The sequence below is a fragment of the Cupriavidus sp. GW821-FHT02F09 genome (assembly GCF_059421605.1).
Map to the genome: position 1 here is coordinate 84,942 of NZ_JBWKVH010000009.1, position 24,530 is coordinate 109,471.

Here is a 24,530-nt window from a genome sequence, read left to right on the forward strand (position 1 = left end):
ATGGAAAACGAACTCAAACTTGTGGGCGGGGCCATGGTCACGCTCTCGCTCGCCACCTCGGCCATGATCGTGGTGCCCTTCCTGCAGCTCAAGGATGTGCCCGCGCCGGCGGCGCTCGCTCCCTACACCAGCGAGCAGCTGCGCGGGCGCGAGGTGTATCTCGCCAACGGCTGCATCGCCTGCCATACGCAGCAGCCCAGCTCCACCGGCGCGGGCCGCGCCGACGGCGCGCGTGGCTGGGGCCGCCCGTCCGTGGCGGCGGACTACCACTATGACAGCCCGCCTTTGCTTGGCACCATGCGCACCGGCCCCGACCTGTTCAATATCGGCGTGCGCCAGCCGAGCGCCGACTGGCACCTGGGCCATCTCTACCAGCCGCGCGCCTACGTGGCGGACAGCATCATGCCGGGCTATCCGTTCCTGTTCGAGCTCAAGCCGGAAGGCGCCGTTGGCAAGAGCGACAAGGTGGTCGCGCTGCCCGGCGGCACGGTGCCGCCGGGCAAGGTGGTGGTGGCCACGCCCCAGGCGCTGGACCTGGTCGCCTACCTGATTGGCCTGCGCCACACCTACCCGGTGGTGGAGCAGGCCGCAGCGGCGGGCGCAACCAGCCAGCCGCCGCAGCGCGCCACGCTGGCGTCCGTTTCGAGCGCGCCGTCCAACCCGTTCGGTGCGATCGCTTCTTCTCAATCCACCTCCAGCCCGCCGGCGCCACGCGCGCCCGGTGCGCAAGCCAGCCACGATGACCCGCTCGCAAGCCCATAAGACAGAGAACGCCGATCCCGTTGAGCAGCACAACCCGGTGCCCAAGATCGTGCTGGCGCTGGTGTGCGGCCTGCTGGTCTGGGCCATCAGCTACATCCTGATCGAGCGCGCCGACGGCAGCGCCGCGCTGGGCGACCGGCGCGACCTGGCCGCGCTGGCAGCGCCGGCCGGGCAGGGCCGCGTCGCCGACGGCAAGCTATTGTTCGCCGCCAATTGCCAGGCTTGCCACCAGGCCAGCGGGCAAGGCATTCCCGCCGTGTTCCCGCCGCTGGCAGGCTCCCCCTGGGTCAACGACGATCCGGACCGCCTCGCGCAGATCCTGCTGCATGGCATGACCGGCCCGCTGGAGGTGCTCGGCACCACCTACAACGGCGCCATGCCGGCCTTTGGCGAGCAGTTTTCCGACCAGGAGATCGCGGCGCTGGCCACGCATATCCGCAGCCAGTGGGGCAATGGCGCTGCGCCGGTCGAGGCCGCGCAGATCGCGGCGGCGCGCGCGGCTTCCGTCGCGCAAAAGGCGCCCTGGCACGGCGGCGACGCGCTGCAGGCATTCATGGCCACGGGAGGTGTCCCCAAGCCATGACGCGTGCGTGGAGCAAGACGCTGGCGATGGTTGCGCTCGTGCTGTTGTTGGCCGGTGCGGCGGTGTTCGCCACAACGCGCGGCTTGCGCACGGTCAGCGCCGATGGCGCCCGGCGCCTGGACCTGGCGCGCGCCCCGCGCGTGCTGCCGGCGCTGGCCTTGTTCGACCAGGCGGGCCGGCAGCTCGCTTTTGGCGGCCCCATGCCGCAGGGCGAGGGCGCTGGCAAGCGCGACAGGCCCGTCACGCTGGTGACCTTCGTCTATACCCGATGCCTGGCAATCTGCCGCACCAGCGCGTCGGGGCAGGCCTGGCTGCAGCAGCAATTGCGCGAGCGCGGCCTGCAGGACCGCGTGCGCCTGCTGACGCTCTCCTTCGACCCGGCACGCGATACGCCTGCCGTGCTGCGGGCCTATGCACGCACGCTGCGCGCCGATCCTGCCATCTGGACCTTCGCCACGGTGGCCGAGCCCGCGCGCTTGCGCGGCCTGCTCGACGCCTTCGGCATCGTCGTGCTGCCCGATGGGCTGGGCGGCTACTCGCATAATGCCGCGCTGTTCCTGGTCAACGCGCAAGGCCGGCTGGCTGCCGCCTATGACGTGGAGCGGCCGGACCTGGCGCTGGCCGACGTGCTGCGCAGCCGGCTGTGAAGGTGCTGCTTGCACCTGGCTGGCAAGCCTGCTTGCCCGGCTTGATGCTGGCCGTGGCCGCGTTGTTGCGCCCATGGCTGGAGGCGACCATGGCCAGGCATATGGGCCTGGAACTGCCGCTGCTGGCACTTGCCGGCTGGTGGGCGGCGCGCTGTGCCGGGCCGAGGCTGGCGGCCTGGCTGGCGCCATGGAACGCGGCGGGGCTGCCGGGCCTGCTGGCGGCGTGGTGCATCGTCAGCTACTGGATGCTGCCGGTGGCGCTGGACGCAGCCACGCTGGCGGGCCCCATGGGCATGGCCAAGGTGGCGAGCATGGTGCTGGCGGGGCTGCTGGCGCGCGCCTCGTGGCAGGCCGCCGGCCCCGTGGTGCAGGGCTTTTTTGTCATCAACGGCGCCTGGATGATGCTGAGCGCCGGGTTGCTGTACCAGGAGGCGGAGTCGCAACTGTGCAGCACCTACCTGGTCGACGAGCAACTGGCGGCGGGCCGGGTGCTGGTGCTGTGGGGGCTGGCCTTGCTGGCGATGTGGCTGTTTGCCGTGGCTAGCCGGCTAGCGGTGGATCGCGAGCCGCTCACCTAGGCCTGCAAGACCACCCGCGGACCGGACAGCATTGCCATGCGAATTGACGTGGTGTAACGTTATGCGGTCCTCCGGGACCCGGGTGCTTGTTTGTTTCTCCGCCCCAGCCTGCTTACGGATTCCCATGCATCAAGTTGCGCACAACGCCTTTGCCGCCATCGCGACCCGTCCGGGCGCGGCGCGGCCGTGCGCCGCCTTTGTACCGTTCGTACCGCTCGCACCGCCTGTCACTGCTGCGCCGCGCACGCGGGCCGGCCTTGCGCCGCCGCCCCCAGCCGTGCTGGGCTGATCGTCAGCCCGTCTTTTTTCGGCTTCTTCCTTCTTCGGCTGGTTCCCGCCTGACGCCAGGGCGCGTTCGCGTCCGCGCGGCGTCAGTGTGCCGGGGCGCGCCGGAGTTTTACGGATTACCGTGACAGGTGAAACCCATGGATTCGAACAAACACGCACTGAGCGCGCATGGCTCGACCACGCTCTTCGTGCTGCTATGGAGCAGCGGCGCCATCTTTGCGCGCCTCGGGCTTGAATACGCTTCTGCCTTTGCCTTGCTGGCCGCGCGCTTTGCGCTGGCGCTGGCCGTGCTGCTGGTGCTCGCGGCCTGGCGGCGGCGCTGGTTGCCGCAGCCAGGCACGCGCGTGCAGGTGGTCTGCTCCGGGCTGCTGCTGACCGGCGCGTATTCGATCTTTTACCTGCTGGCGCTGGCGCGCGGCATGACGCCGGGCGTGCTGGCCACGCTGCTGGGCGTGCAGCCGATCCTGACCTTGCTGCTGGTGGAGCGGCGCTTTTCCGCGCGCCGGCTGGCAGGCCTGGCGGTGGCGTTGGGTGGGCTGGTGCTGGTGGTCTACCAGGGGATAGCGGTGGCGCGGATCTCGCTGCCGGGCATGGGCTTTGCGCTCTGCGCGCTGGCGTGCATGACGATCGGCGCCATCCTGCAAAAGCGTATCCGGCAAGCACCGCTCGACGTGATGCCCTTGCAATACGGCGCGGGCCTGGCGCTGTGCCTGTTGTTCGTGCCGTTCCAGCCGATGGCGGTGGTGCCCTCGGCGGGCTTCGCGCTGTCGCTTGGTTGGCTCGCGCTGGTGATTTCGGTGGGCGCCACGTTGCTGCTCTACCGGCTGATCCAGGCGGGCAACCTGGTCAACGTCACCAGCCTGTTCTACCTGGTGCCGGCCGTGACCGCGCTGATGGATTACCTCTTCCTGGGCAATCGCCTTGCCGCGCTGAGCTTGGCAGGCATGGTGGCGATCGTGCTTGGGTTGGTGCTGGTGTTCAGCCAGAAGGCAGACAGCCCGGGGTAGCCCGGTCGCCTGATAGCCAAGCCGGCCCCGGTCGCTACGCGCCGAAGAGGCGCGCCGCGGCCGGGGCCGGCTTGCATCGGCGTGCAGCGTATCAGGCGTGTGCGAGCAGCTTTTCCGTGCGCCGCGCCGGCAGCGCAAGCGTTGGCACGGCTTGCAGCAAGGGCGCGGCAACGGTGCCCACCTCGAAACGCGCGGGCGCTTCCTTGGCCAGGCGGCGCAGCCGCTCCAGCCGGGCTTCCACGCGCGCGTCGGGCTGCGTGTCGAGGCACAGGGTAGACGGGCACGCCACGCCAAGCATATCCAGCGCTTGCTTGAAGTTGGCGGGCGTCAGGCCCTCGGCCGGATTCACACTGACCACGTGCGGCAGCAGGTGCGCGTATTGCGGGTCTTGCATCGATGCCGTGTCGCAGGTCAGGATGGCAAAGGCCTGCGGTGCCGGGCGGTGCGCAAAATACGCCGCGATGCGGGCTGCGTGGCCGCCGGGCACGTCGGGGGTCATGCCCTCCACCTGCAGGTCGAGCTGCTGCAGGATGGCGGCGGGAACGCCGCGGCGCCATGCCTCGGATACCACCACGCGCGCACCGGCCAGGCCGAACAGGCGCCGCACGAATCCGAGCGCGACGGGATCGAAGAAGCGGACGTCGCGCAAGGTGCCGGTATCGGGGATTCCGCCCAGCCGAGCCTCGGAGCGGCTCGAGTAGAGGACACCGGGGACGTCAAGCATGATGAGGCGTTCGGACATGATTTCCTATTGGGTTGCAGCGCCGGTTGGCACGTTTGAAGATTACGACGCATCCGGGGAAATCTGGAGAGCCGAGAAGTGCTTAAGTTGCAACATATTTGTAACTTGAGATGCGACTTCGTAAAAATCAGCAATTCGCCCGGGCTAGTTGTTTCGGTGCGAAACAACTAGCCCGGGCGATTCCGGTTTTCATCAACCCGACAAGCGGCGCCAGCGCGGCTCTACAGCATGCCGGTAACGGTTGCCAGCCGCTCGATGCTCCAGCCTTTGCCCAGCAGGATCATGCGCGTGTGCAGGTCGTCATGCACTTCGCGGCTGACGTCCTGCCCGAGATAGGTCAGGGTCTTGTAGCGTAGGTCCACATAACCCAGCACATGGTCCTTCGACAGCGAGTGCCACAAGGCATTGGCGCCGGCGGACTGCCGCGCGCCCGTTATCAGGCACAGGCCGGCGTCCAGGCCCCAGCGGTAGATCGCAGTGGCCAGCCCGCGGCGCTGGTAGGTCGTCTCGTACTTGGAGTGCGGCGCGCGCAGGTAGAGGTCGGCGCGCCGCCCCACCTCGATCAAGCGGTTGAAGACCGTGTAGCCCGCCAGGCGCTTGCGCGCCACGTCCTCCACATAGACGTAGTACTCGCCATCCGCCTCGCGGTAGCGGATCACCAGCTCCGGCGCGTCGGTGGCGATTGCCGGGATGCCGTGGAGGCGGTCGCCCGGCCGGTGCAGGCGGCCGTAGATGGAACCGAACTCCTGGTCGAGCTCGGCGGGGCGGTGGCTGACATCGATGCGCAGCTCTAGCCTGCGCGCAAACCACGGAAGCGCCATGGCCGGCGCCATGATGGACATGTCGTTCTTTCTCCTGGAGGCGCGGCGGTTAGACCGGCATGTGCTGGAAGCCCCGTGCCAGGGCAAACACCACGACCATGAAGAAGGCCAGGACCAGCAAGACTTTGTAGAACATTGCTTATCTCCCAAGTGAAGGGTGAGAATGATGAGAACGCGAGAACGGTGAAGGAACAAGGGCAAGGCGTGCGGTGGCATATCAGCACATGGCAGGTTCCTCCCACCACCCGCTCACCAGGCCTTCGGGCTTGCGCACCGCCAGCACCTTCGCGCAAGCCGGCCACGCATCGACCCTGACATCCAGGCCGGCGTACACGCCATAGCCAATGCCCGCGCGGATCTCGTCGCCCGCCTGCAAGCCTTCGCCCGCCTTGATGGCGCATTCGGCAACGATGGCCTCGAGCGCCTTGATGCCCCAGCCGGCCTCCAGATGCATGCCGCAGCGAATGGAAGCGCCGCACTCGATGCCGTGGCCGGCGCGCACTGTGTGGCGCGCATCGATGACACCCCCGGCGCGGATGCTCTTGCCGCAGTGAATGGCCGCTTGCCCGATCAGGTCTTGCCCGGCCACCGCGCTGCCGGCGAGCGCGATCTTGCCGCCGCACAGCACATCCCAGCCGGCCTTGAGGTTGCCGCCGCCGGTGATCGCGTCCTGCACGTCGATGCCCCATGCGGCCTTGATATCGCCGCCCGCTTCGAGCACGCCGCCACTATGGATGCCGCCGGCCGCCGCGAGACTGTCACCGGCCACGATGGCCCGGCCCGCGCGTATGCCGCCGCCGGCCTGGATGCTGCCCCCGGCGCGCAGCGTGGTCCCGACGTCGATGCAGCCGCGCACCACCAGCGAGCCGGCAAAGACCACGGCATCGGCGTCGATGCTGTCCACGGCGAGTACGGCATCGGTGGGGCCGAACTGTGTGAGCAGCCAGCAGGCGTCGTCAACGCGGCCGTCATCGACGAGGGCGTCGAGCAGGTGCTGGTAGTCGCTGCCGCCCTGGCGATTGCGGACGAACCAGCGGTAGCCATCGGCGCAGGGGCGCTTGGCTTTGACAAAATTCTTGGTGAGCTCCATGGCGATGAAGGCGTGCGAAGTGAATGCCGCGAACGCGCCGCGGCAGGAAAAAGGCGTGCAGGGCCATGACGGGGCGACGGCTAAGCCGTGGCCCCGTGCTCAATCAGAGATTGATGAGAAAGTAGACGACGGCGACGGTGCCGATCGCACAGAGGGTCTTGTGATAGATCGAAGACGAAGACATGGCTTTTCTCCCAGGTTGCACATTGGACAAGGGGCGCGATGCGCGCCCTCAGGCAAAGTGCCGTGCGGGGAAAGTCAGGACCTGGCTGGTGTGTCCTGGTTTCCCCGCACGGCCTGGAAAAGCACGGCGGCGAAACCATAGGTGTTGACCGCGGCCGTTGTGGCGCGGAGCGAGCGCACGCCGCCCTTGGCCGCGCACGCACGCGTTGCCACCGCATGCATGGCATGGCGGCGGACTGCGTTGCGGTGCGAGGCGAGGAGCATGGGGTCTCGAATGAAGGGTGGAAAATCCTGGCAAGCGTGCTGCCGTTTTTTAATGCTGCCGTTTTTTAAGGCAGCACATACCCTTATGCCATATCGGGCAGGGATTGTCCAGCCAGCCCCCTCGCGGGAGGACGCGAGGGGGGGCATCCTGGCCGGGCACCTCGGCTAGAATCGTGTGTCTTCACGAGAGGGGGCGCCACATGCTCGAAGCCATCGGCCTGGGCAAATCGTATGGCACGCGGGCGGTGGTGAAGGACGTTGCCTTCACCGTCGCTGGCGGCGAGATCACGGGCCTGCTGGGGCCCAACGGGGCCGGCAAGAGCACCACGGTAGCGATGCTGTGCGGCCTGGTGGCCCCCGATGCCGGGCGCGTCCTTATCGGTGGCAGCGCGCTGCAGGATGCCGGCGCGCGCTCGGTGGGCCTGCTCAAGCGCCGCATCGGGCTGGTGCCCCAGGAGCTGTCGCTCTACGAGGAACTGCCGGCGCGCGCCAACCTGGAATTGTTCGGCGCGCTCTATGGCTTGTCGGGTGCCTTGCTGCGTGAGCGCACGGCCCAGGCACTTGCGCTGGTGGGTTTGTGCGAGCGCGCGCGGGACAAGCCTGCGCATTTCAGCGGCGGCATGAAGCGCCGCCTGAACATTGCCTGCGCGCTGGTCCACGATCCCGACATCCTGATCTTCGACGAACCCACCACCGGGGGCCGGGTGCTAATGGACTCGTGCCGTAACCGGTTCAGAACACCACGACCCAGCCAATGCCCAGGGATTCGTGGTGGTCCCCCCGGTAGCGGCCACCACGAACTTCAAGCCGTCTGTCGCTCGCGGAGTGACTGGCCACGAAGTTGCAAGCGTCCCGTTTTCGTCGTGGGCGCGGTGGCACCGAATTGAAAGGCCGAAGAGTTCTTCCACTGCGCCCACCCCACCACGAAATCGTCACGGCGTGATATATCGTGACACTTTGCGCCGGTACCGGCAGATGGATGAATGAGCAGGGATGCCGCTACCGAGCAGCCTCACCACGAAACCAGCGCCATCCGCAGGATCGTGGCCACTCAATCCGGTAACGGCATGAGGCCATTAGAACCCAGGGCCTGACGACGAAACCACCGGGCTACGCAACCCCGACACGCCAGCCTCCTGCAAGGATCGCTTTCTCTTGGTTACTTCTCTTTACGAGTAAAGAGAAGTGACATCTCACACGTTCTAAAACGGCCAACCCCGTACAGCCGCGACAGCAGCTAGAAGCAAGAAAACCCCGCCCCAAAACGCCTCCCCAGTCAGCGGGCTACAAGCAATGCAAATCGCATACGCGCATACATACCCAACCCCGCACGGCCCGTCCGCGCTGGCATATGCACTTTACGCCGACCTACAATTCCTTCTCCAAGCACAACAGACTTTGCGAACGAATCAGCGGAACGGGACACTAGAGTCCCGTCCTCAAGGGAGATCCCATGCATCTCGAAGGTTCCTGCCATTGCGGCGCGGTCAGCTTCAGCCTGGAGTCCGGCTCGCCTTATCCGTTCATGCATTGCTACTGCTCGATCTGCCGCAAGACGGCAGGCGGCGGTGGCTATGCCATCAACCTCGGCGGTGACGCCGCCACGCTGACGGTTCGCGGCAAAAGGCATGTCGGCATCTATCACGCGGTGATGCGGGAGCCGGGAAAGCGCGCGGGCCGCTCGCCGGCGGAGCGGCATTTCTGCCTGAAATGCGGCAGCGCGTTATGGCTCTGGGATCCGCGCTGGCCGGAGTTGGTGCATCCGCAGGCGTCCGCGATCGATACGCCGCTGCCCAAGCCGCCGGAGGTGGTGGAGGCCGCGCTGGATTTTGCCGCGCCCTGGGTCGATGTGCCCAAGGGGCGGGGCCATGTGCACTGCGGCACCTGGCCCTCCGAGTCACTTGCCGAGTGGCACAGGCGCCGCGGCCTGCAAGGTTAGCCGCGCGCCAGCATGATCCCCGCGGTGGCGATCAGGCACAGGGCAAACGCGGCGCGCAGCCGCCGCTCCGGCATGCGGTGGGCGAGCGCCACGCCCCACGAGATGGTCAGCATGCCGCCGAGTGACAGCGGGATGCCGCTGGCCCAGTCGACATGGCCGGCATGGGCATAGGTGGCCAGCGCCACCACCGCGCCGGGCGTGACCAGCGCCAGCGCCAGGCCTTGCGCAGCCGCCTGCCGGAACCCGAACAGCCCGACCAAGGCCGGCGCCGCCACCACGCCGCCGCCTACGCTGAAAAAGCCCGAGAACGCGCCGCCGACCACGCCCAGCGCCGGAATCCAGCGCGGTGACAGGCGCGCCTGCTGCGCCGTGGCGGCGCGCCCTGGCAGCAGCCGCCAGAGGAAATAGAGCGCCAGGCCGATCATGAAGCAGGCAAAGATGCGGCGCAGCAACACGGCGTCGATGGCGGTGGCGAGGCGTGCCGAGGCATAAGTCGCCAGCACCGCTGACAGCCCGAGCACGACCGCCGTGCGCAGCGCGATGTCGGCGCGCCGGCGGTATTGCCAGAAGCCGATCAGCACATTGGGCGCAATCATCACCAGCGCGGTGCCCTGCGCCAGTTGCTGGTCCATGCCATAGAGCAGGCCCAGCGCGGGAATGGCAATCAGCCCGCCGCCGATGCCGAACAGCCCGCCCACGGCGCCCAGCGCGCTGCCCAGGCCAAAGATCAACAGGGCGGACAGCAAGGACGGCAGCAGGGAATGGTCAAGCATGGAATACGGGAGGCGGCTCTAACGGCAACAGCGTGGCGATGGCGTGGCAACAACGTGCACTGCGAGGTGAGTGATAACGCCCCGGGCCGGCGTTCCGGAGGGGGCAAAAGGCGCGAAGCGCGTAATGATACGCGGCTTTGGCGACCCGCCTGCTGGCCACTTCGTTTTGTCATGAAAGCAGCGTATTTGTCAGGGTTTTCCCTCGAAACTGGGGTGTTCGAGGGGTATTTCCCACATTTGTTGGCAGTGTGAAAGGCGTTTGTAATGCAGTTCGGTTTGAATGCGCTCGGGAGATCGTTCGCCGTTGCCGGATACCGGCAAGAACACGTCGGGTTCCACGGAGATGCGTGAATATTCGCTAACTCGGTGCACCGATGGGCGGGTATGGTCGTTTACCGCACACTTAAGTCGAACCGAGCCAGATTGATCGTGTCTTTTTCCATTCCTCGTTTCCTGCTGCTAAGCCTTCTCGGCGCCGTTGCGGGCGCTGCCGCGGCCGGCTCGAATGTGCCGCAAAGCGCACCTTTGCCGATGGATGGCCCCTGTGTGGCGCCGCCGTCCAAGGCTACCCTGACCCTCGCCCAGGTGCGCGTCGATGCCGTGCGCTGCAACCGTGACATCATCGCGGCGCGGCGCAATGTGGAGGCCAGCCAGGCCGATATCCAGATTGCGTCGCAACGGCCCAACCCCGTGCTCAGCCTGGGCGTGGCCAATATCAACCCGCATGCCGGCTTCAACTCGGGCGGCCCGCGCAGCAAGACGGTGGATTCCACCCTGCGTGTGGACCAGGTGATCGAGACCGCCAACAAGGCAGGCTTGCGGGTGGATACCGCGCAAGCCTCCAGCCGCGCCGCCGGCGAAGTGCTGCAGGCGGTGATTACCCAGCAGGCGAGCCTGGTGGACCAGGCGTTCTATGAGGCACTCGTGAGTCAGGAGCGGGTTGCCGTGCTCAACGAGACGCTGGCGCTCTACGGTCGCACCCAGCAGGCCAACGAGGCTCGCCTGAAGGCTGGCGATGTGTCGCGCGCCGATGTGGCCAAGCTGCAGCTCGATGTGCTGCGCGCGCAAGCCGATCTGCGCAGCGCCATGGCCGACCATGCCAGCGACAAGGCCGCGCTGGCGCAAGCCATCGGCGTGCCCGGCACGCTGGCCGACAATCGCCTGACGCCCGACTGGCCCGCCCTGGACGTGCCGGTGCCCCAGCCCGACGCCGACACCGTGCAGCGCCGCGCGGACGTGGCGGCGGCGCAAGCCCGCCTGGCTGCGGCCGCCAGCGCGCGCGACCTGGCCCGCGCGGGGCGCGTTCCGGATGTCACCGTGGGCGCGCAGGCGGAGCACTACCCTGTCTCGGCCGCCAACCAGACCGGCAGCGGCAACAGCTTCGGCGTGTTCGTGTCGATCCCGCTCTACGTGCGCCACAGCTTTGGCGGCGAAGCCCGCCGCGCCGAGGTGGATTACTACGCCGCGCTGGATGATCGCAACCGCGTGCTGCTCGAGGCGCAGAACGAGCTGGAGCGCTCGCGCAACCAGCTTGAAGCCGCGCGCCTGTCGCTCAAGCAGATGGTCGAAGGCGTGGTGCCGACCGCCGAGAGCGTCGCCGGCAGCGCCGAGTTTGCCTATGCCAAGGGCGCCAGCAGCGTGCTGGACCTGCTCGATGCGCGCCGGGCCTTGCGCCAGACGCGCCTGGACGCTGTCAACGCGCAAGGCGATTTCGCCAAATCCCTGTCGGCTTACCGCGCCGCCCTGCAGTCCTCACCCAATTCCCAGGCTCGCCCCGATGTACCGCGTCCTTAATTCCGTGTCTGCTCCGATGTCCGTCCCGATGACTGCTAAGCCTGCTTCGATGTCCCCCGTACGTGCCGCGGCCCGCCATGGCGTCGCCGCCCGGCTGGTCGCGTTTTCGCTGGTCGCGCTGGCGCTCGCCGCCTGCGGCAAGAAGGAAGCCCCGCCCCCCAGCGACGAACCCAAGGTCAGCGGTAACACCGTTGAGTTTCCGGCCACGGTCAGGACGCTGCCTGGCATCGTGGGCGAGACCGTCAAGAGCGGCGGCGAGCGCATGCTGAGCCTGCCAGGCCGCCTGGTCTGGAATGAAGACCGTACCGTGCGCGTGACGACGCCGTTTGCCGGGCGCGTGACCGAGGTGTTGGTGCAGCCGGGGACCAACGTCAAGGCGGGGCAGGCGCTGGCCATGCTGACCTCGACCGATTTCGGCGTGGCCCAGGCCGACGCCCGCAAGGCCGCGGCCGACGCCGCCTATGCCGGCAAGGCGCTGGCCCGCCAGCGCGAGTTGTACGGTGCTGGCGTCGTGGCGCAAAAGGACCTGGAGCAGACCCAGGCCGATGCCGCCCGGGCCAATGCCGACCTGCAGCGCACCCAGGCTGCCTTGCGCCAGTACGGCGCCGGCGCGCAGGGCGAGGGCGCGAGCAACCGCTTTGCCTTGCGTACGCCGATCGATGGCCTGGTGGTGGAGCGCAATATCAATAACGGCATGGAACTGCGCCCCGACCAGCCGCCCACCGCGCCGCTGTTCCTGGTGACCGATCCCGGCGAACTGTGGGCGCAGGTCGACGCGGCCGAGGCCGATATCGCCCTGTTCAAGCCCGGCGTGACCGTGCAACTGGTGTCGGCCGCCTATCCCGGCGAGACCTTCGCCGGCAAGGTGGTCAAGGTGGCCGATTACGTGGATCCTGCGGCGCGCAGCATCAAGGTGCGCTTGTCGGTGCCCAACCCGGACCGTCGCCTGAAGGCCGAGATGTTCGTCACCGCCAAGCTGCAGGCCGCCTCCTTCCAGGGGATCGCGGTGCCGTCCAAGGCGGTGTTCCTGGCCGAGAACCACCACTTTGTGTTTGTGCGCACGGCCCAGAACCGCTTTGAGCGCAAGCAGATCAAGCTGGGCGTGTCGTTGCCCGGCATGACCGAGGCGGTCGAAGGGCTCAAGGATGGCGACGTGGTGGTGACCGACGGCAACCTGTACCTGCAGGACATCCTGCGAGACGCCACCGCGGTCAACGCGGCGCGCGCCAGCGAAGCCAGCAGCGCCAGCGCGAAGCAGTGAGGAAGACCGCCACATGATTTCGCGCATCGTCCATTTTGCCCTGCACCAGAAGCTGTTCGTCTGGCTCGGCCTTGCCATCTTCATCGGGGGTGGCCTTGCGGCCTTCAAGAACCTGCCGATCGAAGCCTTCCCGGATGTCTCCGACATCCAGGTCAACGTCATTACGCTGTACCCGGGCCGCGCCGCCGAGGAAGTTGAGCGCCAGGTCACGATCCCGATCGAAACCGCGCTGGCCGGCACGCCGAACTCCGTGCGGGTGTTCTCGCACACCCAGTTCGGCCTGTCCTTCCTGATGGTCACCTTCAATGACAAGGCCACCGACGTGGTGGCCCGCCAGCAGGTGATCGAGCGCCTGCGCGGGGTGGACCTGCCCGACGGCGTGCAGCCGGAGCTGGCGCCGCTGTCCACCGCCATCGGCGAGATCTTCCGCTTTCGCCTGACCGGCAAGGGCTACAGCGCGCAGGAACTGCGCACGCTGCAGGACTGGGTGGTGGAGAAGAACCTGCGCCAGGTCCCGGGAGTGGCCGACCTTGTCACCATTGGCGGCACCATCAAGCAGTACGAGGTGAACCCCAACCTGGCGAAGATGCGCGACGCCAAGATCTCGCTCTCGCAACTCTTTACCGCCCTGCAACGCGCCAACTCCAACGCCGGCGGCGGCGCCGTGGCCAACGGGCGCCAGCAATTCCTGCTGCGCTCGCTGGGCAGCTTCCGTACCTCGGCCGATATCGCCGATGTGGTGGTGTCGGAAGTCAATGGCACGCCAATCCTGGTCAAGGACATCGCCGAGATCAGGACCGGTTCCGCGCCGCCCCAGGGCCTGATGGGCCAGGACGACGAGGACGATATCGTCTCGGGCATCGTGGTGATGCGCAAGGGCGAGAACCCCTCGCTGGTGCTCGAAGCGCTCAAGAAGAGGATCGACCTGCTGGACAACTCGATCCTGCCCAAGGGCGTGAAGATCGTGCCCTACTACGACCGCTCCACGCTGATCGACAAGACCCTGCACACGGTGTTCGGCAACCTGGTCGAGGGCGCGCTGCTGGTGATGGCCGTACTGTACCTGTTCCTGGCCAATGTGCGGGCCGCGGCCATCGTGGCAATCGTGATTCCGTTGGCGCTGCTGTCCACGTTCATCGGCCTGACCTGGGTGGGCATTCCCGCCAACCTGCTGTCGCTGGGCGCGATGGACTTCGGCATCATCGTGGACGGCGCGGTGATCGTGGTGGAGAACATCTTCAAGCGGCTGGGCGAGCTGAAGGAAGCCCAGATCAAGGACAGCCGCGCGCGCATGCACGCCATCCTGCAGGCCACCACCGAAGTGGGCCGCCCGACCGTGTTCTCGATGATCATCATCATCGCCGCGCACATCCCGATCTTTACGCTGCAGCGCCACGAGGGCAAGATCTTCGCGCCCATGGCCTACACCGTGACGGGTGCGCTGGTCGGCTCGCTGATCATCTCGCTGACGCTGGTGCCGCTGCTGTGCCACCTGCTGCTGACCAAGAACATCGCGCATGAAGACAACTTCATGGTGCGCCATAGCAAGCGCCTCTACGAGCCGATGCTGGCCTGGGCGCTGGACCACAAGCGCACCGTGGTGGGCATCGCCGTTGGCCTGCTGGTGGCAACGGTTGGCGTGGGCAAGTTCCTCGGCAGCGAGTTCCTGCCGGAGCTGGATGAAGGCTCGATGTGGGTCAGCTTCGACCTGCCGGCGTCGGTGTCCATCGACGAAGCGCGCGACCAGGCCCGCCGCCTGCGTGGCGTGATTCGCAAGACGCCCGAGGTCAATACCACCATCTCCAAGGTGGGCCGCCCGGACGACGGCACCGATCCAAAGCTGATCAACACCGTCGAAATCCTGGTCGACCTGAAGAACGACAAGCAATGGCGCGCGGGCTACGACAAGCGCAAGATCATCAACGAGATCAACGCCAACCTGCGCCAGCTACCCGGCATCGAGCCGAATTTCTCGCAGCCGGTGCGCGACAACATTCTTGAGAGCATCTCCCAGATCAAGGGCCAGATCGTGATCAAGGTGCAGAGCGACAGCTTGCAGCAGAACAAGCGCGTGGCCGACCAGATCCTCGCCAACGTGCAATCGGTACAGGGCGTGATGCGCGCCTTTATCGACCGCGACGGCGAGCTGCCGCAGTACGTGCTGGACTTCGACCGCGCCCAGGCCGCCCGCTACGGCATCAACGTGGGAGACGTGCAGGACCTGATGGAGACCGCGCTTGCCGGCAAGGCAGCCACCGAGCTGTGGGAGGGCGAGAAGCACTTCAGCGTGGCGGTGCGTCTCAAGCCTAACGAGCGCCAGCTGCCAAACCTGCCGAATATCTTCCTGCAAACGGCGGACGGCGCGCAGGTGCCGCTGTCGCAACTGGTGCACTTCCGCGCGGCTTCCGGCGCGATGAACATCAGCCGCGAGAACGGCCAGCGCACCACGTCCATCGGCATCTTCATCCATGACCGCGACATGGGCAGCGTGGTGAAGGACATGCAGGAACTGGTCGCCAAGAACGTCAAGGCCGATGACGTCAAGATCAGCTGGTCGGGCGAGTTCGAGAACCAGGAGCGCGCCATGGCGCGGCTGTCGATCGTGGTGCCGCTGTCGGTGCTGGTGATCTTCCTGCTGCTGTTCAATGCCTTCAAGTCGTTCAAGAGCGCGACCCTGATCATCTCGAACATTCCGTTCGCGCTGATCGGCGGCGTGTTCGCGCTGTTCATCACCGGCATTCCGCTGTCGGTGTCGGCTGCGATCGGCTTTATCGCGCTGTTCGGCCAGGCCGTGCTCAACGGCGTGGTGATGGTGACCTACTTCAACCAGCTGCGCGACGAAGGCATGCCGGTGCGCCAGGCCGTGCTGACCGGCTCGATGGACCGCCTGCGCACGGTGCTGATGACCGCGCTGCTGGCCATGCTGGGCCTGTTCCCGATGGCCATCTCGCGCGCCATCGGCTCGGAGACGCAGCGCCCGCTGGCCATCGTTATCATCGGCGGCCTGATCACCGCCACCATGCTCACGCTGATCGTGCTGCCCACGCTGTATGAGTGGATGGTCGGCCGCAACTGGCCGGACGAAGAGAACGGCAACGGCAACGGCAACGGCAATGGCAAGGAGAACCGCTTGTCGGATTCGCTGCCGGCCTGATCTTCCCGTAGTCGCCTGCCTCGAAAGCCCGTCACCTTGGTGGCGGGCTTTTTTTCATCGGAGGTTGCGCAGCGCACGGGCGCAGATGCGGCGGGTGGCGGCGGGCGGGTCGCCTCGCTGCCAGCGTTCGCACAGGCTGCGCACCCAGTCGGGACTGTCCTTGGCCGCATCGTTGAGCCAGTTGGCCACCGAGTCCTGCACATAGGCCGAGGGGTCGGCCTTCAGCGCGTCCAGCAGCGGCAGGGCTTGCGCGGGCTGCTTCTTCAGCGCGGCGATATGCGCGCACCATACTCCACGCGGGCGCAGTGCCTCGGTGGCAAAGCGGCGCAGCCGCTCGGATGGCGACGCCGTCCAGGCGGCAAGCAGCGCGATGCAGGTGTCCAGGTCCGCCGCGAGATGCGGCCGCGCTGCCATCCAGGCCCATTCGCGCACGCCGAAATGCGGGTCGTCGGCCAGCGCCCGGATGGCCGCGAGGCGCTGGCTCAGGTCCAGGCCCGGCCGCATGCCGACCGTGAAGCAGGCCCAGCCGCGCACGGTATCCGATGGATGCGCCTGGCAACGTGCGATGCCCGCGGCGCCAAGATGCTCGATGAGGATGGCGCCGATGCTGGCCATGCGCTTGAGGATGCCAAGCTGGCTGGCGGCTTCGGCTTGCTGCATGGCGGCTGGCGGGAGTTTGGGAAACACGGCGCGCAGCAGCGTGACTTGGTTCAACGCCAGGCATTCGGTGAGCGTGGCGCTTTGCAGCTCGCCACGCTCCAGCGCGGCGAGGATGTCGGCGGGAATGTCCGCCGCCCGGCTCGCGCCTTTGCGTGTTGCCGGCTGGGCCGCTGACTGGTTCATGCCGAATCCCCCGGCACGCCATTGCGCTTGGCCATGCCCGCGGAAACCTGGCTTAGCAGGCCGTCGAGCAAGGCGCGCTCCTGTGCGGATAAGTCACGGAACAGGCTTGCGATCCAGCGGCCATGCTCGTCAAACACCTTTTTGGCGACCTGCTTGCCCTTGCGGGTGAGCCGGATGGTCAGGGCACGCCGGTCTGTGGTGTCGGCATGGCGCTCGATCAGCGCCTCGCGCTCCAGCCCGTCCAGCAGGCCGGTGATGGTGGCGCGCGTGACGCCGGCTTGCTCCGCGAGCGTATTGGGCGCCAGCCCGTCCTTGGCCGCGTTCAGCAGGAACAACAGCACGAAACGGCCTTCGGACAGGCCATGCGGAGCCAGCAGCGCACCGCAGTCGCGGTCGATTGCGGACGCCAGCGACAGTGCCCGGAAGCACAGCTGGATGCTGTCCAGGTCGGGCAGCTGGCGTCGTTCGGCTTCGTTGAGCAGGGCGAGGTACTTCTGTTCGAGTGCTTGCATAGTGGCGCCATATTATATGCCGCCTAACTAGTTGGCAAGCACGCCGCCAGCTGCCTTCAAGGCAATCCGGTCGACCAGCAACACGATGACGGCCCCGATCACCGTCGCCGCCGCGCGGTCCATCAGCATGCCGCCGTCGGCCGGCCGGCTGGCGCCCATGATCATCACCATCAGCGGGGTCATGACCGCCGAGTAGGCCAGGTAGTTGCGCAGGCGCAGCAGTGGCCGGGTGCCGGCCACCCGCTGCGTGGCCTTGACGGCGAAGCCCTCTGGCTGCCGCTGCAGCAGGATCGCCACGGTCAGCGTGATCCATTCGAAGTGATGGCCCGGGAGCAACCAGCGCAGGATACAGGCGCAGCCCAGGCCGAGCACCAGCCGCAGCGTGTACTGCCATCCGGCCCACTGCGACAGCGTGTGCCGCCATCGCCGCAGGCGCTGCGCCGTGGTGGGCAACGGCAAGGGCGCGCCGGGTTGCGGCAGCGCTCGGGCCCTCGGCGCGAGGCACAGGCACAGCAGGCAGGTCCAGAGCGCGCCGGCCAGCGTGAGCAGGAGAAAGGCTGCTCGATGTGGCGCAGCGCTTGCCGCACCTGTGGCAATGATCAGGAACAGGATGAAGCGCGTGGCCGCGATCGCGAGCGGGCGGCTGTAGCCGCCGATGCAGGCCGCCGCACCGGCCAGCAAGAGGACGATGACATCGGTCAGGGCGCCGTGCCCCGCCAGGGCCGCCGCGATGGCCGCGGCAGCCGCAACCGGTGCAAGCAGGGCCGCCAGCGGCCTGATGCGGGATTCATCTTGCGTGTCGATCCCGGATCCGGCGACCGCCCCGGCGCCGATCGCCAGGCTGCCTAGCGCGGCGGCCTGGCCAAGTGCGATCCGCCCCGTGGCGCCGGCAAGCAGCAGCGGCATGCCCATGCCCAGGGCTGCCGCGAGCATCTCGCGAGGATGCACCTGCGCGCCGGCGGGCCAGTGGATGGCTTTGGCAAGATGGGTCTTTGCGCTCAATGTCCCCTCCCGTGATTGCGGGACTCCGCCGCCAGAAAATCGCGCGGCGCCTGTCCCAGCGCGCGCCGGAACATGGTGGAGAAGGCGCCGGCATTGGCATAGCCGGTTTCGGCCGCCACGTGCGCGAGCGGCTTGCCGCGGCTCATCAGGTCCACGGCGTGCGCCAGCCGCAATTGCTGGCGCCAGGCGGCAAAGCTGGTGCGCAGCTCGGTGCGGAACAGCCGCGCCAGGGTGCGCTCACTGGCGCCCGTCAGCTCGGCCCATTGCGCCAGGCTCAGCGCCGACCCTGGCTGCTCCATCAAGGCGTCGCACAACGCTTTAAGGCGGCGGTCGGTGGGCAAGGCCAGCCCAGGCCAAAGCGTGGGCGCGGTGCGCAACTCCTCGAGCAGCAGGGCCGCGCTTAGCTGGCGCCGTGGCGCGGACTGGCTGGCGGCGTCGGTCAGCGCCACCATCAGGTTGCGCATCAACGCCGACACTTCCACGACCGCGCAGGCGGTGAGCGACAGCGGTGCCGCTTGCGGCAGCACATAGCAGGCGTGCAGCGCTGCCTCGCCCAGCGTGACCACCTCGTGTTCCACATCCGGCGGAATCCACACCGCGCGCATGGTCGGCACCACCCAGGTGGTGCCTGCCGCGGTCACCCGCATGCTGCCGCGCAGGGGGCACGAGATCTGCCCCCAAGCATGCCGGTGGCGGCGAATGATGGCGTTGGGCGGCGGCAGGCGCAGATGCACGATGACCGGTTGCTCGGCGGTGGGCTGGGTCAGCGGGACGGGCTGGTAGGTGGTGCGTGGCATCTGGCTCGGCGCGGCTTTGGCGCAGGTTTTTGGGTGTGGCTGGCATTCGTAAGAAATTGCCCGAGAAGTGTAACCCGGCCAGATTGGCGCGTCCTACGATGGCGCTCATCGCATGGCACCACGGAGTTCCCTCGCATGAGCAATACCAGTCAGCCCGGCTTGCCGCCCCCGGCCAGCCTTCCCGGCAATCCCGCCGCTTCCAAGGCGCCACCCGCCGCAGGCCCCGCGCCCGCGGGCAAGCTGTCGGACAGCGCGCGTGCCGCCATCGTCATCGCCCTGTGCGTGGCGGCGGTATGGCTGGTGGGGCGCGCCACCGGCGCACCCGGCGGCCTGGTGCTGGCGGGGGCGCTGGTGGCGTCCACCGTGTGCTGCTGGGCGCTGGGCGTGCTGCCCGAGCCGGCTACGACGTTGCTGTTCTTCCTGTGCGCCGTCGTGCTGCACGTGGCGCCGGCCCCCGTGGTGTTCTCGGGCTTTGCCTCTACCGCGTGGTGGCTCATGTTCGGCGGCGCGGTAACCGGCGTGGCCTTGCGCCAGACCGGGCTGGCGCAGCGCCTGGCGGCCATCATCTTCCGTGGCCGGGTGGGCAGCTACCGCCAGGTGATCGGCACCGTGGCGGTGAGCGCCGTGGGGCTGGCATTCCTGATGCCGTCGACCACCGGGCGCGTGCTGCTGCTGATGCCGATCGTGCTGGCGCTGGCCGACCGGCTTGGCTTTGCACCGGGCTCCAACGGCCGCATCGGCATGGTGCTGACGGTGGCCGCCGCCAGCTACATGCCGCCCACCACCATCCTGCCAGCCAATATCCCCAACAGCGTGTTGCTCGGCGCGGCTAGCTCCCTGTACGGCGTCAACCTGAGCTATGGCAGCTATCTCCTGCTGCATTTCCCCATCCTCGGCCTGCTCAAGACCGTGATGCTGGTCTGGCTGGTATGCCGGCTGTTTCCCGAGCACGGGCCGATCGCGGCACTCCCGCGCGAGCAAGCGAGCGCGCCGAGCCGGCAGGAGAAGTTGCTGGCGGTGATCCTGGTGCTGGCCGTGGCCGGTTTTGCCACCGACGCGCTGCACGGCATCTCGCCGGCCTGGATCTCGCTGGCGGCATGCATCGTCTGCCTGTTGCCGGGCGTGGGCCTGGTTTCCTCGCGCATGCTGGCCGAGCAGGTGCACCTCACGCCCCTGATCTATGTGGCCGGCTTTCTCGGCCTGGGCGCCGTGGTGGAATCCACCGGGCTGGGGACTGCCATCAGCACGGCACTGCTGCGCTGGCTGCCCCTTTCGCCGGGGCACACCGCCGCCAATGTGGCCGCGCTTGGCGCGGTCGGGGCGAGCCTGGGGCTCATGACGACGCTGCCCGGACTGCCGGCCGTGCTGACGCCGCTGGCCAAACAGCTGGCGCAGGCCACGGGTTTGTCGCTGGAAGCCGTGCTGATGCTGCAGGTTCCCGTGTTCTCCACGGTGTTCTTCCCTTACCAGTCGCCACCCATCGTGATCGCCATGCAGCTCGGTGGCGTGGGGCTGCGCGACGGAACCCGCATGTGCCTGGCGCTGGCCGCGCTGACCTTGCTGGTGCTGCTGCCGCTGGATTACTTCTGGTGGCGTTTGCTGGGCTACCTGCCTTGAGCGCGCTGTCAGCAAGCTTGCGCTAACTGAGGCATGATCTCGGCCTTCGACTTCTGGTTAACCCCAGCCCCGGGTGGGCTGGCATGCGGGTAAGCCGAGCTCCACTGTAGAAGGCAACCATGACGACAAGAGCGCACTGCGCGCCGCAAGCGCAAGCCGGCCCCGTGGGCGGCGCAAGCTGGATGACCCTGCTGCTGGCCACCGCCTGCGGCCTGATCGTGGCCAACCTGTATTACGCGCAGCCGTTGATCGGCCCGATTGGCCACGCGCTGGGGCTGTCGCCGCAGGCGGCGGGCCTGATCGTGACCCTGATCCAGGCCGGTTACGGCGCGGGCCTGCTGCTGATCGTGCCGCTGGGCGACATCATCGAGAACCGCCGGCTGATCTGCAGCCTGCTGGCCGCGAGCGCCCTGGCACTGGCCGGCGCGGCGCTGGCCGGCCATGCCGGGGTGTTTCTGCTGGCGGCCGTCTGCATCGGGCTGAGCTCCGTGGCGGCGCAGGTCCTGGTGCCGTTTGCCGCGCACCTGGCGCCTGAGCACGCGCGCGGCCGTGTCGTCGGCAATGTCATGAGTGGCCTGATGCTGGGCATCATGCTGGCCCGCCCGGCCGCCAGCCTGGTCACCGACCTGTGGGGCTGGCATGCCATCTTCGCGGGCTCGGCCGTGGGCATGGCCTTGCTCGCCGCTGTGCTCATGCGGCTGCTCCCGGATCGCCGCCCGGCGCCCGCGGTGCGATATGGCGTGTTGCTGGTGTCCATGTGGCAGTTGCTGCGCTCGCAGCCCGTACTGCGCCGGCGTGCGGCCTACCAGGCATGCATGTTTGGGGCGTTCAGCCTGTTCTGGACTACCGTGCCCCTGTGGCTCGCCGGCCCCGAGTTCGGCCTGAGCCAGAAGGGCATCGCCCTGTTCGCGCTGGCTGGCGTGGCGGGAGCGGTGGCCGCGCCCATCGCAGGGCGCCAGGCCGATCGCGGCCGTGGCCGGGGCATGACCCTGCTCGCCATGTTGCTCGCGGCCGGCGCCTTTGTGCTGGGCCAGGCTGGCATGCCCGGCTCGCCCTTGGCCCTGGCGGCGCTGACGATTGCCGCTATCGTGCTGGATTTTGGCGTGGCGGCCAGCCTGGTCGTCGGCCAGCGCGCCATCTTTGCGCTGGGCGCTGCCTATCGCAGCCGCCTGAACGGGCTCTTCATGGCGATTTTCTTCACCGGCGGCGCCGTGGCATCGGCCGTCGGGGCATGGGCCTTTGCCCAAGGCGGCTGGACGCTCACCAGCTGGATCGGCTTCGGCCTGCCGGCCATGGCGGGCCTGTACTTCGCGACGGAGCCACGACTCGCAGGCGCGCCGCCGCGCTGATCCCGGATCGCCGGGGCCAAGGCGCGCGTCCTGCGCGCTTGATCCAGGCAGCGACCTGATCTATCGATGTTCCCGGGCGCCCCGCCGAAATTTTTTTTCGGTCCAAGGGAAATGACTGCATTTCCTGTCAACCGGACGTATTACTATTCGTTACGAAATATTACGGGGCTGAAACACTTGGCCCGGTGGCCCCCCACGCTGCCAGCCTTGCCCCGTGATCCAGGCTACGCCTGGCCGCCTGCCCCGTCGCCGTCGTGGCGGGCGCGGCGATTTTGAATCGTAAGCGCAGCACCACAAGACCGGATACCGGCTTTGCTGCATTGGGAACAGGGGAGCGTCAAGTGGTGCAAGGACCAATCTCGAGCCTTCAATGGCTGTCGGGGCTGAATGCCAGGGGATTTTTTCACGATCTCGGGCCTTTTTTCTATTTTCGCTATCTGGCGGCGCTCACTGCGTTGTCGGCGTTTTGCCACCCGCCGGGCGGCAAGAAGTGGGTTTTCAAGCGTTTCAAGCTGATCTGCCGGTCCGCATTCCGCTTTGCCGCGGTGCGCAGCTGGTTGCAGGCGGTCGACTCCTGCGCGCTGATGCGGTGCGTGGCCATGGCCAAGCCTTCGCTGCTCGAACGCCCGTATCGCCCGCTTGGCGCATTTGGGCTGAGCTTTCGCGAGCGCATGCGTACGGTGCTGGATCACTACCGTGCGATGAGCACGCTGGTGCCGCTGGCGCTGAGCGAACGCGTCTACGTGGGCGGCGGGCTCGAATGGGCGACGGGCGATGGCCGCTATAGGCTGCGCCTGGCGGATTCGGGGCCGAATCCCAAGGAAGGCGAACTGGCCTTTTATTGGCTGGACACGGCCAGCGGCGTGTGCCTGAGCCAGCTCAGCTTCTACTTGGCGCAACGCAAGGGCGGCACGGAGATCTTCGTCGGGGGCCTGCAAGGCCCCATGGGCGAGAGCAGCCGCGACCTGATCCGCGAAGCCACCAAGGCATGCGAAGGCCTGCGTCCCAAGGACGCGGTCATGGAAGCGCTGCTCGGCTTTGCCGCCTTACTTGGGGTGCAACGCATCGTAGGCGTCAGCAAGAAAAATCACGTGGGCCGCCAACGCCATACCCCGCGCGAGATCCGCTGCGACTACGAGGGCTTCTGGATGGAGTCCGCGGGCCAGCCAATGCCTTGCGGCAATGTCGAGGTGCCGGTCAACCAGCCGCGCCGCGATGTGATGGCGCTGCCGTCCAAGAAGCGCTCCGCGTACCGGCGCAAGCTGGCCCAGGTAGAGGCCATCCACGCGGCCGTGCACGGCTGGTTCGCGGCGCCCGCCGTGCCGCAGGCAACCACCCCGGCGCCCACCCTGACGCAGGTCATTGCGCCGGGCAGCGCGGAGCCGCTTGCAGCGTGAGGCAGGGCGGCGACAAGCCGCGACGGACACACAAAGAAAAGCGCGGGCTTCGGCCTGCGCTTTTTTTTGCGCCAGTGACGGGGCTGCAGTAAACCCTAGTAGTCTAGGTTTATAGACCTTATTAAAGTAGGCCACTTCTGTAAGCCACTTCCAGCCGGCGATAACACGCTGGCGCCCCCGGCTTTCGCAGTTGCTGCGTTGCTTCCGCCATCGATGTCGAATCCAGCTTTCACCGCCTTGCCCGCTTCCAGCGACCTCTTGTCCCGCAGCCGCCAGCCGGTCTACCTCCAGCTCGCCACGATCTTCCGCCGCCATATCGAGAGTGGCGAGTGGCGCCAAGGCGAGCGCATTCCGTCGCTCGAGCAGCTTTGCCGCGAGTTCGGCGTGGCGCGCATGACCATGCATCACGCGCTCTCCCTGCTTGACGAAGAAGGCCTGCTGATCCGCGAGCGCGGGCGCGGCACGTTCGTCAAGGCAAGCTGCCGCGAGCGCCGCGCCATGAGGCTGCCGGTGAGCTGGGACCAGGTGGTGGCCGTCGGCGAGCAGCTCGACACCGAGGCGCTGTCCGAGTCCGACGGCACCGTCACCTTGCCGGACGAACTGGGCATGCCTTGCGCCGCCGCGCGCGCGCCGGGCTATCACTTCCTGCGCCGTCTGCACACGATCGAGCTGCGCCCGTTCGCGCTGGGCGAGGTCTTTATCGAGGCCAGCGTGTTTGCCCGGGAGCCGGAAGCGTTCCGCCACGGGGCTTCGGTGCCGGTGCTCGACCGTTTCCCCCAGCTGAAGGTCACCGCTGCCAGGCAGCGCCTGTCGATCATTGCGGCGGGCGCGGAATCGGCCGCCCGGCTGGCCTTGCCCGTTGGCGCGCCGGTGGCCGAGTTGCGGCGCTATGCGTGCGTAGACGGCGTGATCGTCTATTACGCGCGCATCGAATTCCCGAGCGAGTTCGTCTGCCTGGATTTCGACCTGCTCGCGCACGGCGCGGGCGCCACGCCGGCACGCCGCTCACGCAGTCCTGACTAGCCTATCCCCGAACCCATCCCCGAACTCATCCCCCAACGCGCCAAATGGAAAAGAACAAGATGCCGAATACCGATCGCAACCCAGGAACCCCCGCCAGCCATGGA

General features: G+C 67.6%; 22 protein-coding genes and 1 pseudogene. 14 read left to right on the top strand and 9 right to left on the bottom strand.

Going from position 1 to position 24,530, the window contains the following annotated elements; all coding sequences use genetic code 11:
• The 5 genes and pseudogenes from AC07XB_RS13000 to AC07XB_RS13020 all read left to right on the top strand — a co-directional run.
• Window positions 1-603: pseudogene (locus tag AC07XB_RS13000) on the top strand (cbb3-type cytochrome c oxidase subunit II); the annotation flags it as partial.
• A 136-nt stretch (window positions 604-739) separates the two neighbouring features.
• Window positions 740-1,345, top strand: a complete 606-nt coding sequence (locus tag AC07XB_RS13005) for a c-type cytochrome (RefSeq protein ID WP_492811016.1) — start codon at window positions 740-742, stop codon at window positions 1,343-1,345.
• Window positions 1,342-1,992 carry an SCO family protein gene (locus tag AC07XB_RS13010; RefSeq protein ID WP_492827940.1) on the top strand — a complete coding sequence of 217 codons (651 nt, stop codon included), beginning with the start codon at window positions 1,342-1,344 and terminating at the stop codon, window positions 1,990-1,992. Before AC07XB_RS13005 ends, AC07XB_RS13010 begins: the two co-directional genes overlap by 4 nt.
• Window positions 1,989-2,570 (top strand): hypothetical protein, encoded by a 582-nt coding sequence (locus tag AC07XB_RS13015; RefSeq protein ID WP_492827938.1) that lies wholly within the window; start codon window positions 1,989-1,991, stop codon window positions 2,568-2,570. The genes AC07XB_RS13010 and AC07XB_RS13015 overlap by 4 nt, the downstream gene beginning before the upstream one ends.
• A gap of 425 nt (window positions 2,571-2,995) precedes the next feature.
• The gene (locus tag AC07XB_RS13020) at window positions 2,996-3,865 is read left to right on the top strand and encodes a DMT family transporter (RefSeq protein ID WP_492811010.1); all 870 of its coding nucleotides are present in this window, start codon (window positions 2,996-2,998) and stop codon (window positions 3,863-3,865) included.
• A gap of 91 nt (window positions 3,866-3,956) precedes the next feature.
• Here the strand turns inward: AC07XB_RS13020 and AC07XB_RS13025 are convergent, their stop codons facing one another.
• From AC07XB_RS13025 to AC07XB_RS13040, 4 genes are all read right to left on the bottom strand, one after another.
• Entirely contained in the window at window positions 3,957-4,607 is a 651-nt protein-coding gene (locus tag AC07XB_RS13025; RefSeq protein WP_492827936.1) for an HAD domain-containing protein, read from the bottom strand.
• A gap of 221 nt (window positions 4,608-4,828) precedes the next feature.
• The gene (locus AC07XB_RS13030; protein ID WP_492811008.1) at window positions 4,829-5,449 is read right to left on the bottom strand and encodes an N-acetyltransferase; all 621 of its coding nucleotides are present in this window, start codon (window positions 5,447-5,449) and stop codon (window positions 4,829-4,831) included.
• 196 nt (window positions 5,450-5,645) lie between these two features.
• The gene (locus AC07XB_RS13035) at window positions 5,646-6,518 is read right to left on the bottom strand and encodes a hypothetical protein (RefSeq protein ID WP_492374495.1); all 873 of its coding nucleotides are present in this window, start codon (window positions 6,516-6,518) and stop codon (window positions 5,646-5,648) included.
• A gap of 258 nt (window positions 6,519-6,776) precedes the next feature.
• On the bottom strand, window positions 6,777-6,965 hold the full coding sequence (locus AC07XB_RS13040) for a hypothetical protein (RefSeq protein WP_492374496.1): 189 nt from the start codon (window positions 6,963-6,965) through the stop codon (window positions 6,777-6,779).
• Window positions 6,966-7,165: 200 nt separating this feature from the next.
• On the opposite strand from AC07XB_RS13040, the gene AC07XB_RS13045 reads away from it, so the two are divergent.
• Together AC07XB_RS13045 and AC07XB_RS13050 are read left to right on the top strand one after the other, a co-directional pair.
• Window positions 7,166-7,852, top strand: coding sequence for an ABC transporter ATP-binding protein (locus AC07XB_RS13045; RefSeq protein ID WP_492827934.1), 687 nt, complete (start codon window positions 7,166-7,168; stop codon window positions 7,850-7,852).
• 566 nt (window positions 7,853-8,418) lie between these two features.
• Window positions 8,419-8,904, top strand: a complete 486-nt coding sequence (locus AC07XB_RS13050) for a GFA family protein (RefSeq protein ID WP_492827932.1) — start codon at window positions 8,419-8,421, stop codon at window positions 8,902-8,904.
• Here AC07XB_RS13050 and AC07XB_RS13055 read toward each other — a convergent pair.
• Window positions 8,901-9,677: a sulfite exporter TauE/SafE family protein gene (locus tag AC07XB_RS13055; protein WP_459374774.1), complete on the bottom strand. Its 777-nt coding sequence runs from the start codon at window positions 9,675-9,677 to the stop codon at window positions 8,901-8,903. The two genes, AC07XB_RS13050 and AC07XB_RS13055, sit on opposite strands and share 4 nt — an antisense overlap.
• 531 nt (window positions 9,678-10,208) lie before the next feature.
• On the opposite strand from AC07XB_RS13055, the gene AC07XB_RS13060 reads away from it, so the two are divergent.
• From AC07XB_RS13060 to AC07XB_RS13070, 3 genes are read left to right on the top strand one after another with little or no spacing between them, the layout of a single operon-like run.
• The gene (locus AC07XB_RS13060) at window positions 10,209-11,471 is read left to right on the top strand and encodes a TolC family protein (RefSeq protein ID WP_492374510.1); all 1,263 of its coding nucleotides are present in this window, start codon (window positions 10,209-10,211) and stop codon (window positions 11,469-11,471) included.
• Window positions 11,472-11,520: 49 nt separating this feature from the next.
• Window positions 11,521-12,732: an efflux RND transporter periplasmic adaptor subunit gene (locus tag AC07XB_RS13065; RefSeq protein WP_492374501.1), complete on the top strand. Its 1,212-nt coding sequence runs from the start codon at window positions 11,521-11,523 to the stop codon at window positions 12,730-12,732.
• Window positions 12,733-12,745: 13 nt separating this feature from the next.
• Window positions 12,746-15,886, top strand: a complete 3,141-nt coding sequence (locus AC07XB_RS13070; protein WP_492827929.1) for an efflux RND transporter permease subunit — start codon at window positions 12,746-12,748, stop codon at window positions 15,884-15,886.
• A gap of 54 nt (window positions 15,887-15,940) precedes the next feature.
• On the opposite strand, the gene AC07XB_RS13075 is transcribed toward AC07XB_RS13070, so the two are convergent.
• Genes AC07XB_RS13075 through AC07XB_RS13090 form a run of 4 tightly spaced genes read right to left on the bottom strand, consistent with a single transcriptional unit; the run spans window position 15,941 to window position 19,040 of the window.
• A complete protein-coding gene (locus AC07XB_RS13075; protein ID WP_492827927.1) occupies window positions 15,941-16,729 on the bottom strand; it encodes a DNA alkylation repair protein in 789 nt (262 codons plus the stop codon).
• Window positions 16,726-17,241, bottom strand: a complete 516-nt coding sequence (locus tag AC07XB_RS13080) for a MarR family winged helix-turn-helix transcriptional regulator (protein WP_492827925.1) — start codon at window positions 17,239-17,241, stop codon at window positions 16,726-16,728. The genes AC07XB_RS13075 and AC07XB_RS13080 overlap by 4 nt, the downstream gene beginning before the upstream one ends.
• Before the next feature lie 27 nt (window positions 17,242-17,268).
• Complete coding sequence (locus AC07XB_RS13085; RefSeq protein WP_492827923.1) at window positions 17,269-18,243, bottom strand: FUSC family protein; 975 nt, start codon at window positions 18,241-18,243, stop codon at window positions 17,269-17,271.
• Complete coding sequence (locus tag AC07XB_RS13090; protein ID WP_492827921.1) at window positions 18,240-19,040, bottom strand: AraC family transcriptional regulator; 801 nt, start codon at window positions 19,038-19,040, stop codon at window positions 18,240-18,242. The genes AC07XB_RS13085 and AC07XB_RS13090 overlap by 4 nt, the downstream gene beginning before the upstream one ends.
• Before the next feature lie 135 nt (window positions 19,041-19,175).
• Here AC07XB_RS13090 and AC07XB_RS13095 point away from each other — a divergent pair, with 135 nt between their 5' ends.
• From AC07XB_RS13095 to AC07XB_RS13110, 4 genes are all read left to right on the top strand, one after another.
• Complete coding sequence (locus AC07XB_RS13095) at window positions 19,176-20,657, top strand: SLC13 family permease (protein ID WP_492827919.1); 1,482 nt, start codon at window positions 19,176-19,178, stop codon at window positions 20,655-20,657.
• Window positions 20,658-20,776: 119 nt separating this feature from the next.
• A complete protein-coding gene (locus AC07XB_RS13100; protein ID WP_492827917.1) occupies window positions 20,777-22,006 on the top strand; it encodes an MFS transporter in 1,230 nt (409 codons plus the stop codon).
• Between the two features lie 341 nt (window positions 22,007-22,347).
• Entirely contained in the window at window positions 22,348-23,403 is a 1,056-nt protein-coding gene (locus AC07XB_RS13105) for a DUF535 family protein (protein WP_492827915.1), read from the top strand.
• 213 nt (window positions 23,404-23,616) lie between these two features.
• Window positions 23,617-24,426 carry a GntR family transcriptional regulator gene (locus tag AC07XB_RS13110; RefSeq protein WP_492374509.1) on the top strand — a complete coding sequence of 270 codons (810 nt, stop codon included), beginning with the start codon at window positions 23,617-23,619 and terminating at the stop codon, window positions 24,424-24,426.
• The last annotated feature ends 104 nt before the right edge of the window (window positions 24,427-24,530 follow it).